This is a genomic window from Pseudomonas sp. GW460-LB5 (assembly GCF_059423245.1).
On sequence record NZ_JBWKXT010000060.1, the window covers coordinates 1 to 14,471 of the forward strand.

General features: G+C 62.6%; 13 protein-coding genes. 5 read left to right on the forward strand and 8 right to left on the reverse strand.

Annotated features, from left to right (window positions below; genetic code table 11):
* Window positions 1–153 precede the first annotated feature (153 nt).
* A complete protein-coding gene (xthA, locus tag AC07XM_RS25925; RefSeq protein ID WP_102689219.1) occupies window positions 154–966 on the reverse strand; it encodes an exodeoxyribonuclease III in 813 nt (270 codons plus the stop codon).
* 162 nt (window positions 967–1,128) lie between these two features.
* Here xthA and AC07XM_RS25930 point away from each other — a divergent pair, with 162 nt between their 5' ends.
* The 3 genes from AC07XM_RS25930 to AC07XM_RS25940 are packed head-to-tail and all read left to right on the forward strand — an operon-like array spanning window position 1,129 to window position 7,245.
* Window positions 1,129–1,779 carry a GNAT family N-acetyltransferase gene (locus AC07XM_RS25930; protein ID WP_016486536.1) on the forward strand — a complete coding sequence of 217 codons (651 nt, stop codon included), beginning with the start codon at window positions 1,129–1,131 and terminating at the stop codon, window positions 1,777–1,779.
* 52 nt (window positions 1,780–1,831) lie between these two features.
* Window positions 1,832–3,574, forward strand: coding sequence for an autotransporter assembly complex protein TamA (locus tag AC07XM_RS25935; protein ID WP_016486537.1), 1,743 nt, complete (start codon window positions 1,832–1,834; stop codon window positions 3,572–3,574).
* On the forward strand, window positions 3,571–7,245 hold the full coding sequence (locus AC07XM_RS25940; protein WP_102689220.1) for a translocation/assembly module TamB domain-containing protein: 3,675 nt from the start codon (window positions 3,571–3,573) through the stop codon (window positions 7,243–7,245). The genes AC07XM_RS25935 and AC07XM_RS25940 overlap by 4 nt, the downstream gene beginning before the upstream one ends.
* A 19-nt stretch (window positions 7,246–7,264) precedes the next feature.
* Here the strand turns inward: AC07XM_RS25940 and AC07XM_RS25945 are convergent, their stop codons facing one another.
* The 4 genes from AC07XM_RS25945 to AC07XM_RS25960 all read right to left on the reverse strand — a co-directional run bounded on the left by AC07XM_RS25945 (window position 7,265) and on the right by AC07XM_RS25960 (window position 9,693).
* Entirely contained in the window at window positions 7,265–7,819 is a 555-nt protein-coding gene (locus AC07XM_RS25945; RefSeq protein ID WP_016486539.1) for a DUF2589 domain-containing protein, read from the reverse strand.
* Window positions 7,820–7,892: 73 nt separating this feature from the next.
* On the reverse strand, window positions 7,893–8,540 hold the full coding sequence (locus tag AC07XM_RS25950) for a DUF2589 domain-containing protein (protein ID WP_016486540.1): 648 nt from the start codon (window positions 8,538–8,540) through the stop codon (window positions 7,893–7,895).
* Between the two features lie 63 nt (window positions 8,541–8,603).
* Window positions 8,604–8,984 carry a Mor transcription activator family protein gene (locus AC07XM_RS25955; protein WP_016486541.1) on the reverse strand — a complete coding sequence of 127 codons (381 nt, stop codon included), beginning with the start codon at window positions 8,982–8,984 and terminating at the stop codon, window positions 8,604–8,606.
* A 250-nt stretch (window positions 8,985–9,234) separates the two neighbouring features.
* Entirely contained in the window at window positions 9,235–9,693 is a 459-nt protein-coding gene (locus AC07XM_RS25960) for a hypothetical protein (RefSeq protein ID WP_023049269.1), read from the reverse strand.
* Window positions 9,694–9,843: 150 nt separating this feature from the next.
* Between AC07XM_RS25960 and AC07XM_RS25965 the strand changes: the two genes are divergently transcribed.
* Complete coding sequence (locus tag AC07XM_RS25965) at window positions 9,844–10,032, forward strand: hypothetical protein (RefSeq protein ID WP_003248064.1); 189 nt, start codon at window positions 9,844–9,846, stop codon at window positions 10,030–10,032.
* 36 nt (window positions 10,033–10,068) lie between these two features.
* On the opposite strand, the gene AC07XM_RS25970 is transcribed toward AC07XM_RS25965, so the two are convergent.
* The gene (locus tag AC07XM_RS25970; RefSeq protein WP_016486543.1) at window positions 10,069–10,443 is read right to left on the reverse strand and encodes a fe2+ zn2+ uptake regulation protein; all 375 of its coding nucleotides are present in this window, start codon (window positions 10,441–10,443) and stop codon (window positions 10,069–10,071) included.
* A gap of 195 nt (window positions 10,444–10,638) precedes the next feature.
* Between AC07XM_RS25970 and pvdQ the strand changes: the two genes are divergently transcribed.
* The gene (pvdQ, locus tag AC07XM_RS25975) at window positions 10,639–12,945 is read left to right on the forward strand and encodes a bifunctional acylase PvdQ (protein WP_070086507.1); all 2,307 of its coding nucleotides are present in this window, start codon (window positions 10,639–10,641) and stop codon (window positions 12,943–12,945) included.
* 123 nt (window positions 12,946–13,068) lie between these two features.
* On the opposite strand, the gene AC07XM_RS25980 is transcribed toward pvdQ, so the two are convergent.
* A complete protein-coding gene (locus AC07XM_RS25980) occupies window positions 13,069–13,791 on the reverse strand; it encodes a UDP-2,3-diacylglucosamine diphosphatase (RefSeq protein ID WP_016486545.1) in 723 nt (240 codons plus the stop codon).
* Window positions 13,788–14,291 (reverse strand): peptidylprolyl isomerase, encoded by a 504-nt coding sequence (locus AC07XM_RS25985; RefSeq protein WP_031311992.1) that lies wholly within the window; start codon window positions 14,289–14,291, stop codon window positions 13,788–13,790. The genes AC07XM_RS25980 and AC07XM_RS25985 overlap by 4 nt, the downstream gene beginning before the upstream one ends.
* Window positions 14,292–14,471 lie beyond the last annotated feature (180 nt).

Sequence of the window (14,471 nt, forward strand, 5' to 3'; positions counted from 1 at the left end):
GGGGGGGGCGGGGGGGGGGGAGGCGTTGCGGTTGGGGTTGTGAGTGCTCGCCATAACAATTTCAGCGCCTGTGCGATCGAGCGCCGCCCGCGCGGCGCTCGGTCTAACCGGCACTACAAGCCCCAAGGCGTGTACCTTGGGCCCACACCAGAATCAGCTCAACTCCAACCAGATCGGCGCATGGTCCGAGGGCTTTTCCATGCCACGCAGTTCATAGTCCACGCCCGCTGCCTTGATGCGCGGCACCAGGTGCTGCGAGGCCATGATCAGGTCGATGCGCAGGCCACGTTTGGGATCGTCCTCGAAACCCCGGCTGCGGTAGTCGAACCAGCTGAAACGGTCGGTCACGTCGGGGTGCAGGTGGCGGAAGCTGTCAACCAGGCCCCAGCCTTTCAAGCGCTCCATCCACTCACGCTCTTCAGGCAGGAAACTGCACTTGCCAGTCTTCAGCCAGCGCTTGGCATTGTCTGGGCCGATGCCGATATCGCAGTCCTGCGGCGAGATGTTCATGTCACCCATTACCAGTAGTGGCTGGTCGTTGCGGAACTTGCCTTCCAGCAGTGCCTGCAGGTCGCTGTAGAAACGCTGCTTGGCCGGGAATTTGGTGGGGTGGTCGCGGCTTTCGCCCTGGGGGAAATAGCCGTTCATGATGGTGATCGGGTTGCCATCTGCATCGGCGAAGGTGCCCCAGATGAAGCGGCGCTGGGCCTCTTCTTCATCGGTGGCAAAGCCTTTGTGCAGGCTCAATGGAGCCTGGCGCGACAGTAGAGCCACGCCGTAGTGGCCTTTCTGGCCGTGGTAGTGCACGTGGTAACCCAGCGCCTGCACGTCGGCCAGCGGAAACTGATCGTCGCTGACCTTGGTTTCCTGCAGGCCGATCACGTCCGGCTGGTGCTTTTCGATGAGCGCTGCCAGCTGATGCGGGCGTGCTCGCAGGCCGTTGATGTTGAAACAGACGATCTTCATGGAAAGACAATCCCGGTAAAAGGCGGGATGCTAGCCGACATCGCCCCACATCACCAGCGTGGCGGCCTCCGGCCCCTGCTGCTAACGTGCTGTAGGGGGTGAACGAAGCGCGGTGGTGCACCTCCAAGGCAATGTACGCCCATTCCAGGAGGTCTGCCCGCAATGCCCGAAACCACTGCCGCCCCGGCTCAAGTCTGCCTGCTTGATGATGGCTATAGCCGCGAAGCGCGTTCGCTGCTGTACAACGCCTACCGCCACGAACCCACCTTCGCCTATATCTTCGAAGCCCAGCGCCCGGGGTATGAGCGACGCTTGCGGGTAATGGTGCGCGAATGGGTGCGCCAGCATTTCTACCTGCAATTACCTGCCATCGGCTTGCTGGTGGACGACCGCCTGATTGCCATGGCCCTGATCGTGCCGCCGGTGCGCCGGTTGGGCGTTGCCGACAGCTGGGCCTGGCGCCTGCGCATGATCCTCGGCACTGGCCTGCGCTGCACGCGGCGTTACATGGACTACCAGGCCGCCCTGGCCACCTGCCTGCCCACCGATCAGGTGCATGTGTTGCCACTGCTGGGGGTACATCCGCAATTTCAGGGCAAGCATTACGGGGAGCAATTGTTACAAGCCGTGCACGACTGGTGCGCGGATCAACCAGGCACCCAGGGCGTAGTGCTCGACACCGGCAATGAGCATTACCTGGCCTTTTACCAGCGCCAGGGCTATGAAGAAATTGGTGAGGTCGCTGTAGGACCGATCCGGGAACGGGTGTTCTTCCATCCCAATCCAGTCTCTTCAACGTCCACTTTTGCCTGAACATCCCGCCAGGCGGCTCCCTTGAGCGCCTGGCTCTGGTAGCATTTGCCGCATGACGTATTCAGGAAGATTGACCTGGGGCCTGGTTTTCTGGGCCGCCAGTTTCGCAGCATGGGGCCAGAGCGAGTTGCTGGTGAAGGTAAAACCAGCCAACAAGGCGCTCAAGGCCAATGTCGAAGGCTATATAGGCACCCTTGGTGACCGCGATGAAGAAGCATTGTTACGCTTCAGTCGCGGGGCAGAGGAGCAGGCGCGCAAAGCCGCGCAGGCACTTGGCTACTACCAGGCGCAGATCGACAGCGAGGTCAAGCCGCCCAGAGATGCAGACCATTCCCCGCAACTGGTCATCAGCATCAACCCGGGCGAGCCGATTCGCCTGCGCAACGTGACCGTGCGTATCGAAGGCCCGGCCAGCGAAATGAAGGCCTTTCGCATGCCCGACAGCCGGGCGCTGCGCGCAGGCGAACAGCTCAACCACGGCCATTACGAAGATGCCAAGCGGCTGATCCAGAACCAGGCGTCGCGCTACGGCTTTTTCAGCGGCCGCTTCAGCCGTCAGCGCCTTGCGGTCGACCCGCAGGCCGGTGTGGCCGATATCGAACTGGTCTACCAGAGTGGCCCGCGCTATCACCTGGGCGCCGTCACCTTCGGCGGCGACACGCCGCTGGACGACGACCTGCTGCAGCGCATGGTGTCGTTCAAGCCAGGCACGCCCTACGACTCGGAACTGATCGCCGAACTGAACAATGACCTGCAATCGAGCGGCTATTTCGAAGGCGTACGGGTGGATGCGGCGCCCACTGCTGCCGTGGGTGAAGAAATCCCGGTGGATGTCCGCCTGGAAACCCGCAAACCACGCACCATGGGGCTGGGTCTGGGCTTCTCGACCGACGTCGGTCCGCGTGGCAAGGCCAACTGGACCCGCCATTGGGTCAACCCGCAGGGCCACAGTTACGGTTGGGAAACCGAGCTGTCCGCCCCCCGACAGAACGTTGGCCTGTGGTATGACATCCCCCTCGACCCGCCACTGACCGACAAGCTGCGCTTTGCCGGTGGTTACCAGAACGAGGAGCTGGCAGGTACCGATACACTCAGCAAACTGCTGACAGTGGGCCCAGAGTGGCACAGCAAGCTGCCCAGCGGCTGGCAGCGGGTCATTTCGCTCAAGTACCAGCGCGAGGAGTATCGCCTGGGTGACGATTCCGGGCTGAGCAACCTGCTGATGCCTGGCGTGAGCTATTCGTTTCTGCGCAGTGACAATCGCATCGATCCGCACAACGGCTACCGCCTGCAGTTCGATGTACAAGGGGCCAAGGAAGGGCTGGTTTCCGACACCAACCTGTTGCACGGCAACGTACTGCTCAAGGGCTTGACCACGCTTGGCCACAACCACCGCCTTCTGGGGCGCGTGCAGTTCGGTGGCAGTGCCACCAACGGCTTCAAGAACAACATTCCGCCGTCGCTGCGCTTCTTCGCCGGTGGCGACCAGAGCGTGCGTGGCTATGACTACCAGACCCTGTCACCGAAGAACAGCGATGGCGACCGCATCGGCGGGCGCTACCTGGTAGCCGGCAGTGTCGAGTACCAGTATTCGCTGACTGAAAAGTGGCGGATCGCGACGTTTGTCGATCAGGGGAACTCGTTCAACAACCTTGAGCTACCCAGCCTAAAGACCGGTGTCGGTTTTGGTGTGCGCTGGGTATCGCCGGTCGGGCCGTTGCGACTCGACCTGGCCAAGGCGCTGGATGACGAAGGGGGCATTCGCCTGCACTTTTCCATGGGGCCTGAGTTGTGAAACGCGTGATCAAGTACATTCTGCTGGGCCTGCTAGGTGTGGTCGCGAGCCTGGGCGTAGGGCTGGGCCTGTTGCTGGGTACCGAAGCGGGCAGCCGCTGGACGCTGGGCAAAGTGCCAGGGCTTGAGGTGGCTGATTTCCAGGGCCGCTTGGCGGGCAGCTGGCAGGCCAGCGTGCTGCGCTGGGCCGATGGTGGCAATACGGTAGAGGTGCAGGCACCGCTATTCGCCTGGTCGCCTGCCTGTCTGATGCGCGCCACTCTGTGCATCGACCAGTTGCAGGCACAACGCATTGACATGGCCTTTGCGCCAAGTGCCGAGCCGGCCGACAGCGGCCCGCTGCAGTTGCCAGCGCTGCGCTTGCCGCTGGCCATCGAGCTGGGCGAAGTCAAGGTCGGCCAGCTGCGGCTGGATGGCAGCGACCTGCTGGGTGATCTGCAACTGGCGGCGCACTGGACCGGCACCGGGATGCACATCGACAGCCTGCACCTGCAGCGCGATGAGCTGCAACTGGACCTGCAGGGCGACCTGCAGCCCGAAGGTGACTGGCCATTGCAACTCCAGGGGCAGCTGCAACTGCCCGCCGTAGACGGCAAAGCCTGGCAGCTGGCGCTGACGGCAACCGGAGAATTACAAAAGACCCTGAAACTTGCCGGCACCAGCCGTGGTTATCTCGACGCCACGCTGAGCGGGCAGTTGCAAGCGTTGGCCGAGCATCTGCCGGCGACCCTGCAGATTCGTTCAGAGGCGTTCAAACCGGCGGGCTCGTTGCCCGATACGTTGCAGTTGAATCAGCTCGTGCTTGATGCCAAGGGCGATCTGTTCAAGGGCTATCAACTGTCGGGAACGGCCAACCTGCCGGCTGAACAGTCGCCGATCGCGTTGGCGCTGTCCGGGTTGGTCGACAGCAAAGGCGCCAGGCTCGATGCCCTTGACCTGACTGCCAGCGACACCCAGCGCGTGAAACTGCAGGCCACGACCGACTGGCAGCAAGGCCTGACCGCCGATGCGCAGCTGGACTGGCAGGACTTCCCGTGGTTGCGGCTGTACCCGCTGGAGGCGCCGCCCGAGGTCACCCTCAAGCGCTTCAGTACCCAGGTGCATTATCGCGATGGCAATTACCAGGGCACCTTCAAAGGCGACCTGGACGGCCCGGCAGGGGCGTTCAGCCTGGCCAGCCCGTTCGAAGGTGACCTGACCCAGGTGAAACTGCCGCAACCGGCGCTGACCGCCGGGCAAGGCAAGGCTGCCGGCAGTGTGGCCGTGCGTTTTGCCGACACTTTGGCTTGGGATGTCGACTTGCAGCTTTCGGCGCTCGACCCGGCGTATTGGCTGGCGGAGCTGCCGGGCACCTTGGCGGGGCCGCTGCGCAGCAAAGGCGAGATGAAGGGCGAGGTGCTCACCCTTGATGCCCAACTTGACCTCAAAGGCCGCCTGCGCGGCCAGCCGGCAGTGCTCAAGGCCGAAGCGCAGGGGGCAGGGCAGAGCTGGACCCTCGGCGCCCTGGCGATCCAGCTGGGTGACAACCGTATCAACGGCAGTGGCAGCTTGCAGCAGCGCCTGGCCGGGCGAATCGACCTTGACCTGCCGCGCCTGGGCCAGCTGTGGCCAAGGCTGCAGGGCCAGGTCAAGGGCCGGCTGGATGTTGCCGGCACCTTGCAGGCTCCGCAAGGCACGCTGACCTTGCAGGGCCAGCGCTTGGCCCAGGCCGAAAACCGGCTGCAACAGCTGGACCTGGATGCCCGCCTGGACAACGCCCAGCGCGGTGTGATCGAGCTAAAGGCCACTGGCATTCACCTGGGCGACACGGCATTGGGCACGCTGCAGGCCAACGGCAAAGGCGACATTCGCCAGCAAGCCTTGACCCTGGCGCTGGATGGCCCGCAGCTCAAGCTTGACCTCGGTCTGGATGGCCAGTTGAGCAAGGGTGACTGGCGTGGCCGCCTCGCGAGTGGGCGTATCCAGGCCGGTGGCCAGGATTGGCGGCTGCAATCGCCGGCACGCCTGCAGCGCCTGGCCAGCGGCCAGCTGGACTTCGGTGCCCATTGCTGGCGCTCTGGCCAGGCCAGCCTTTGTGGTGACGACCAGCGGCTGGCGCCCGAGCCGCGCTTGCGTTACCACCTCAAGCAGTTCCCGCTGGACAGCCTTGCACAGTGGCTGCCAAAAGACTTCGCCTGGCAGGGCCTGCTCAATGCGGATATCAATCTGGACATCCCGGCCAGCGGCCCCAAAGGCACCATTGTCATTGATGCCAGTGGCGGCACGCTGCGTGTGCGCGACAAGGGCCGTTGGGTCGATTTCCCCTATCAGGCCCTGCGTGTCGACAGCACGTTGGCGCCACGGCGTATCGATACCCGCCTGGCCTTCCGTGGAGAGCGCCTGGGCGAGCTCAACGTCAATACGCGCCTCGACCCGCTGGGCAAGAACAAGCCGTTGTCAGGTGATTTCCGCCTAGCCGGGCTGGACCTGTCAGTGGCGCGCCCGTTCGTGCCGATGGTCGAACGCCTGGCCGGGCAGCTCAACGGCAGTGGCCGGCTTTCAGGGACCTTGCTGACACCACAGGTCAACGGCAACCTGATGCTCAGCGGCGGTGAAGTGAGTGGCGCCGAGTTGCCGGCCAGCCTTGAGGACCTGTCGTTGCAGGCACTGATCGCCGGCGAGCAGGTGCAACTCAATGGCAACTGGCGCAGCGGCGATGCAGGGCGGGGCCAGTTGAGTGGCAACCTCACGTGGGGCCAGGCGCTGGGCATGGACCTGCGCCTGCAAGGCCAGCAACTGCCAGTCACGGTTGAGCCCTATGCAACGCTGGAGGTCGCCCCGGACCTGACCTTGCGCCTGATCGACGACAAACTGGCGGTTACCGGCAAGGTGCAGGTACCCAAAGGCAAGATCACCGTGCGTGAACTGCCGCCGTCAACCGTGAAGGTATCGGATGACACGGTAATCGTTGGTCATCAGACCGAAGAGGGCAAACCGCCCATGGCGATGGCCATGGACATCGATGTCGAAGTGGGCCGCGACAAGTTGTCGTTCAGCGGCTTTGGGCTCACTGCCAACCTGCTCGGCCACGTACATATAGGCGACAACCTCGATACCCGTGGCGAGCTGAGCCTGGCCGACGGCCGTTACCGTGCCTACGGCCAGCGCCTGACCATCCGCCGCGCGCGCTTGCTGTTTGCCGGCCCGATCGATCAGCCCTACCTGGACATCGAAGCCATACGCACGGTCGATGACGTGATTGCCGGTATCCGCCTGAGCGGCAGTGCCGAGCAACCCACGACCAAGGTGTTTTCGGAACCGGCCATGAGCCAGGAGCAGGCGCTGTCGTACCTCGTGCTGGGGCGGCCTCTGGGCAACGCTGGCGAGGACAACAACATGCTTGCCGAGGCAGCGTTGGGCCTGGGGCTGGCTGGCAGCGCCGGCATCACCGGCAGCCTGGCATCGAGCCTGGGCATCGACGACTTCCAGCTGGACACCGAAGGCTCGGGCAACACCACCAGCGTGGTCGCCAGCGGCAACATCACCGAGAAGCTGAGCCTGCGTTACGGCGTGGGTGTGTTCGAACCCGCCAACACCATCGCGTTGCGTTACAAGCTGAGCAAGAAGGTGTACCTGGAAGCCGCCAGCGGGCTGGCCAGCTCACTGGACATCTTCTACAAGCGCGATTTCTGAAGCGGTGCCGGGGCGGCCGTCAACGGACGGTGGCCGCCTCGATAAATTCATTGGTATCGGGTGAGGGCTGCGGATCAGGGGCACGTACCGGGACGATCAGGTTGGTGTATTCGTCTATCAGCCGGTTCAGGGCTTCCGGCGGTTCGCTGGCCTGGAACTGCATGCGGATCTGTACTTCGTCAGGGTCACGGCTTTCGCCCTGACGGCCTTGACCGCCGATGGTGACCTTGAAGCTTGCAGTCTTGTTCTCGCTTGCGGTCTGCAGTGCCTGTTGCGCTTCGGTCCCTTTAACCCGTACCGAGAGGTCGACCTGCATTCGCTCCAGGGCCAGGCCCTTGGGCGATACCAAGGCAAACAGGGGGACGCGCATGATGTGTTGCCCATCCATGGCCACCTCGACCATCTTGGCTTTCATGGGGGCGCCCAAGGCGTCGCTGTCGCACTCGAAGAACTGGTCGAACAGGTTGATGTACTGTTGTGCAATCAGGCTGTTGGTGGCGCTGGCGGCTTCTTGCAGGCCACGGGTGATCTCACGCAGGTCAATGGAGGTCATCGGGGCAGGGGGCTTGTTCATGGGTTCGACTCCTCAGGCCAGGTGTGCCCCCCGGCGCTGGCCAGGGGGGCTGTTTTGCGGGGCAGGGAGCGTCTCAAGCAGTACCGGTAGTTACATCGGCAGCAGGACCTTTCAAGGTATCGGCCTGGGAAATCTCGTCCTGGCTTTTCAGTTCGGCGGTTCTGACCACCGTTGGCTTGGTTGCCGCATCGGTCAGGAACTCGATCACCCTCATCATTGCTTCAGGCGGCTCCTGGCGCTTGAGCGTGGTATTGAAGGCGTAGCGGGCGCGGGTGTCGGTCTTGCGGGTTTGTGTGGACTTATGGCTGACGCTGCCTTTCACATTCAGCCTGAATGGCCCCCAGCCCAAAGAGCCGGTCAGATCGGCACTCATGTCCTTGCTGGAAGTGTCTTCCGACATCTGGTTGATGACCAGTTCGAACTCGACATTGCCTTCCTCGATGGAAATGTTCGGGTGCGTGATGGCCGCAAGCAGCGGCACCTTCATGGTCTTGCTGACCACACCTTTGTATTCACCCTGTTCGTCGACGATGGTTTCGTCGTAGTCGAACTGGATGGCGACGGCCTTGCCGTCCTGCACGCACACCTGCATCAGGAAGTCGGCGTATGACTTGCTCGCAGTAACCTGTGCCTGGACCATGGCCTGCAGGGGACCTGCGATCATGCGATCCATTGGCAAGGCGTTGATCACGGATCCGATGAGGCTGTTGTCTATCGACATGCTTGATTGCTCTTGTTGTTGAAGGGAAAAGTGGCCACCTGTGGCGGCCTAACGGGTTGGCCGTCAGCGGGCGTAGTTCTCCTGACGGCGGATGTTGCCGATCTGACGCAAGCTTAGACCGTACTTGTTCGCCAGCAGGCTGCGTGAAAGGCCATCGGCGCTTTCCTTCTGGATCTGCTGGTTACGCAACTGGCGCAGAAAGTGGTCAGCCTTGGGGATTTCCAGGGCTACCCCGGCAAAGCGTTTGATCAATGCGTCGAGCGCCTCGGCTGGCAGCACGTCGGCCAGCTTGGTGCGTTCGCGGTACTTGGGGATGTATTTGGGCCTGCCGCCGTAGGCGCAGGTCAACTGGTAGGCGTTGTCGATGCCGATACAGTCGACCAGGGCCTGCAGCGAATGGGGCAGTTGGCTGATATCGATGAGGCTCAAGTCTGGTAATTCCATATGGCGCTCCTTCTGGATGGGGGGATGTGCGACCCGATCACCAGCGGCGTTATGTCGACGGTGTGAGCAAATTCTGTGTGACAGCCACCGCGCGTCGCTAGGCGACATATGGGGTGCGGTTTGTAGCCTCGGTGAACAGGGATTGCAGGCAGCGATATCCTGCGGTGTAGGACGTGTCTTCAGCATGTGGCTGTGGCGGTTGATTACCCATAAGGGCGCTACGCTCATCGAGTGATGGGGCGGGGTACCCTCAGTTGCAGGGGTAACTGCTCAGCAGGCTGGCGCTGCGCAGGTAGGCCTGGGGGGAGGCGAGCATGCTTTCTGGCAGCGTCCGCCAGTCGACCACCAGGCACAAGGCATGCAGTGGCTGGCCGCCGCGCTGACCGATGACCGTGTCGGAAAAACTGCGGCGATACAGCGCCTGGGTCTGGTGCAGCGGTTGCACATGATCGGCTTGGGCCAAGGTCAGCCGCGCCAGTTCAGGCAACAGGGCCATGGGGGCGCTGAAGTGCAGCGGCGCGCCTTGAGCCTGCAGGTAGCCGGCCTGGCGCACGCGCTGCCACAGTTGTTGCCACTGGCTGGCGCCGGCATGGCGCTCCAGGTCGCGGCCAAGCTCAAGCAGTTGCGCCGCCTTTACTTCGCGGGTGTCCAGCGCGTGAAGGGAAAGCGGGGTCAGAATCAGGGACGCGAACAGCAGGGGTTTGTACATGGTGCCTCCGGCATGGGTGCTTGAAGCCCCATGCTTTCAGGCAGTCGCCACCCTACCCAGCAGGAAATGCAGCGCCGGGCCCTGTGGGCGTTGTATCATTGGCGCGGCTCGTTGCGAGCCATTTGCCCCTGATGTTGCAAGGAACTTTCGATGACACACGTGCAGCGCCTTAAATATTCCCTTCTGATCATCCTGGTGGTACTAGGCCTGATGCTGGGCCTGTCCCACCTGCAGAAGCAGGGCACGATCAGTGAGCAGACCTTTCAGATGCTGGCCATCGCCATCGCTGTGGTGGTCGTGGTGATCAACGGCATCCTGCGGCGCAAGGTCAAACCCTGACCCCTGCGGGCCGGCCAAGTGTGGCCGGCCATGCGCTTAACGCGAGGATGCCTGCTCCAGTACGGCGCGCGCCTGGGCGTTGAGGCTATAGCACTTGTCGTTGCCCAACTCGATGACACCTTCGGTGCACAGCCGCTTTAGCACTTCACGCACGCTGAGGAACGACAGCGGTATGTCCAGTTGTTCCAGTTGTGCGTGCACGCCGCGTACGCCAATGCTGCGGCCATTGCGGTCGGCGGTGTGCAGGGCATCGATCACCTTGAGCCGGATCAGGCTGGTACGCAGACCGAAAGTACGCAGGAGCTCGCGGATCTGTTCGTTGCCGATGCGTTCTTCAGAAAAAACGTCCTGTCCGTTGGGCGCTTTGCCTGGGACGCGCCCGGCCTGGGTCGAGGGTTGCGGGTTGTACATGTGAATGCTCCTTTTCGTGGACGAACCCGAAATGTGGTTGCCTCACTAACTAGGACGAATGAGAACGCAAAAACTGCAACCCACCCGTAAAAAAAATGGTGTTCTTCTTCAAGACGTTCCATTGCCCGGTAACACGTAAAATTTTCATCTGGCCATTCGTCTGATCGGGATAGAGCCCGAACCCGAGGAGTGCCCGTGTTTCCACTTTCCCATCCCATGGCGTGCGCAGGCCTGGCCGCTGCGCTGTTGGCGGTGAGCGTTGCCGTACACGCGCAGCCCGCCACTGATGCCAGCGCGCAGATTCGTCGAACCAGTTACGGGGTGCCGCATATCGTGGCCAAGGATGAGCGCGGCCTGGGCTATGGCGTCGGCTATGCCTATGCCCAGGACAACCTGTGCCTGCTGGCCAACGAGGTGCTGACCGTCAGTGGTGAGCGCTCACGCCATTTTGGTGCCAACGGCAAGACCCTGGAGCAGCGTGACAACCTGGCCAGCGACGTGTTTTTCACTTGGCTCAACAGCCCAGTGGCGGTCGATACGTTCCTGCAGGCGCAGCCGGCGCAGGTGCAAGCATTGCTGGCGGGTTATGCCAGCGGCTACAACCGGGCGCTGGCCGAGCGCCGCCGCGGGGGGCTACCCGCCGAATGCGGTAACGGTGAGTGGTTGCGACCGATCACCAGCCAGGACCTGGTCAAGCTGACCCGTCGCCTGTTGGCCGAGGGTGGCGTCGGGCAGTTCGTCGAGGCGCTGGCAGGCGCGCAACCCCCTGCACAGGCTCGCCAGCAGGCGCCGGCAGGCTTCGCCGCTGCGCTGGCGTGGCAAGCGCGCTTTGCCACGGAGCGCGGTAGTAATGCGGTGGCGGTCGGGGCACAGCGTTCGGCCAATGGCCGTGGCCTGTTGCTGGCCAACCCGCATTTCCCGTGGATGGGCGGCATGCGCTTCTACCAGATGCAGTTGACCATTCCCGGCCAGCTCGATGTGATGGGCGCGGCATTGCCGGGCCTGCCGGTGGTCAACATTGGTTTCAACAGGCACCTGGCCTGGACGCATACCGTCGACACGTCCAAACACTTCACTTTGTACCGGCTGCAGCTCGACCCCAAGGACCCGACCCGCTACCTGCTGGATGGCAAGTCGCTGCCATTGGCCCGGCAAACCATCAGCGTTGCCGTCAAGGCTGAGGATGGCAGCCTCGGTCAGGTGGAGCGGCAGGTCTACAGTTCGCAATTCGGCCCGGTGGTGCAATGGCCCGGGCGCCTGGATTGGGATGCGCATGTGGCCTACAGCTTGCGTGACGCCAACCTCGACAACACCCGGGTGCTGCAACAGTGGTACCAGATCAATCGTGCCGATAACCTGGCAGCGTTGAAAGGCTCGGTCGAGCAGTTGCAGGGTATCCCTTGGGTCAACACCCTGGCCGTGGACCCAGGGGGGCGGGCGTTGTACCTGAACCAATCGGTGGTGCCATATGTGGATCAGCAACTGCTCGGCGCTTGCAGCACCCCGCAAGGGCAGGGGCCCGTAGTGGTGCTGGACGGCTCGCGTAGCGCCTGCCAATGGAAGATCGACGCGAACGCTGCGCAACCGGGAATCTTCCCGGCGCGACTGCTGCCGAGCCTTGAACGCGAGGACTTCGTGCAGAACTCCAACGACCCGGCCTGGTTGGCCAACCCGGCGCAGCCGCTGACCGGCTATTCACCCTTGATCAGCCGCAGTGACCAGCCGCTGGGCATGCGCGGCCGTTTCGCCCTGCAGCGCCTGCAGGGCACGGCAAGGCTGAGCGTTGATGACTTGCAGCGCATGGTGACCGACGACGAGGTTTACCTGGCCAGCCTGGTGCTGCCAGACCTGCTGCAATGGTGCCAGGGCGCCGCCATAGAGGTACAGGCCGTGTGCAGCAGCCTGGCTGCCTGGAATGGCAAGGCCGACCTCGACAGTGGCATTGGTCTGGTGCATTTCCAGAACCTGTTCACTGCCCTGGCCGAGCACCCGGAAAGCTGGCGTGTGGCCTTTGACCCGGCAGACCCGCAGCACACGCCCCGTGGTCTGGCGGTGGAGCAGGCGGCCGTGCGCAAACGGGTGCATGACGCGGCACTGGCGTCGCTCAAGCAGGTGAACGACAGCGGTGTCGCGGAGGGGACGCGTTGGGGGCAGGTGCAGCAGTCGCTCGATGGCACGCCGGTACCCGGTGGTCCGCAGGCTCTGGGCGTGTACAACGCGATGTACAGTGTGCCGCACGGGCAGGGCAAGCGGTTGGTGGTCAGCGGTACCAGCTACCTGCAACTGGTCAGCTTCACCGACAAAGGGCCAGAGGCTCGTGGGTTATTGGCATTCTCCCAGTCGAGCGAAGCGGCTTCAGCCCATGCCAGTGACCAGACCAAGGCATTTGCGGCCAAGCAACTGGCGGTGATTCCGTTTACCGAGGCGCAGATCAAGGCAGACCCGGAGTACCGGGAAGTGGTGATCAGTGAGCGGGACAAAGGGGCGGTGGTTCAGCAGTAAGGCATTCTGGCCTCTTCGCGGGCAAGCCCGCTCCCACAGGTACGCCACAGATTTTCATACTTGTGGTGTGCCGGTGGGAGCGGGCTTGCCCGCGAAAGGGCCGGTACTGCCAGTCCTGTAATGTCAGGCAAACTCGAACGGCGCCAGCTGAAACCCTTGCTCATCTACTTGCAAGGCCCAGCCGCGGCGGTCCCAGTCGCCCAACACGATGCGCCGTGCCGGTTCCCCATCAACCACCAGCTTGTGAATCGCTGGCCGGTGGGTATGGCCATGCACCAGCGTGCGCACGCCATGCGCCGCCATCACCTTGGGTACTTCCTCCGGTGTGACGTCGACAATTTCGGTGGACTTCATCCGCACTTGCGTGCTGCTTTCGCTGCGCAGTTTGCGCGCAAGCTTGTAGCGGGCTGACAGCGGCAGGTGACGCAAGACCCACAAGCTCAGCGGGTTGCGCAGCAAGCGGCGCATTTTCATGTAACCCAGGTCGCGGGTGCACAAGGTGTCGCCATGCATCAGCAGCACCTGTTCACCGCCCAGCTCGATCACACTGGGGTCGCTCAACAACGTGCAGCCCGCAGCGTCGCAGAAAGCCTGGCCAATCAGGAAGTCACGGTTGCCATGCATCAGGAAGATGGCTGTACCGCTGTCGCTCAGCCGGCGCATGGCTTGGCAGATCGACTGCTGAAAGGGCGTCATGGCATCGTCGCCAATCCACGCTTCGAAGAAGTCGCCCAGGATGTACAACGCCTTGGCGTGGCGGGCACGGCCGTCGAGCAGATCAAGAAACGCCCGGGAAATGTCCGGGCGCTCTTCTTGCAAATGCAGATCGGAGATCAGCAGTATCACCCAATGATCTCGGCTTTCTCGATGATCACGTCTTCTTTTGGTACGTCCTGGTGGCCAGCCTTGGAACCGGTGGCGACCTTCTCGATGGCATCAACCACTTCACGGCCTTCAATCACTTCACCGAATACCGCGTAGCCCCAGCCCTGTACGTTCTTGCCGCTGTGGTTGAGGAAGTCGTTGTCCGAGGCATTGATGAAGAACTGCGCCGAAGCAGAGTGCGGCTCCATGGTGCGAGCCATGGCGATGGTGTACTTGGCGTTTTTCAGGCCGTTGTCAGCTTCGTTCTGGATGCTGGCACGCTTGTCGCGCTTTTCGTTCATGCCTGGCTCGAAACCGCCGCCCTGAATCATGAAGCCCTTGATCACGCGGTGGAACACGGTGTTGGTGTAGTGGCCTGCGTTGACGTATTCGATGAAGTTGGCCACGGTAATCGGGGCTTTTTCAGCGTTCAGTTCAATGACGATGTCGCCGTGGTTGGTGGTCAGTTTGACTTTGGACATGCTGAAACTCGCTTTTTCAAGGCAATCGGGAATTAGGGTGCGCAGGGCGCCGGTTATCACCTGACGCATGTTCAGGCGATCACGACACATGGCGCGCACTGGCCATTTTGCCAGGCTGCGGCAAAAAGCCGTGATAAATCACGCCAGTTTGTCCGGGCCCGACTGTCAGCAGCTTGACTG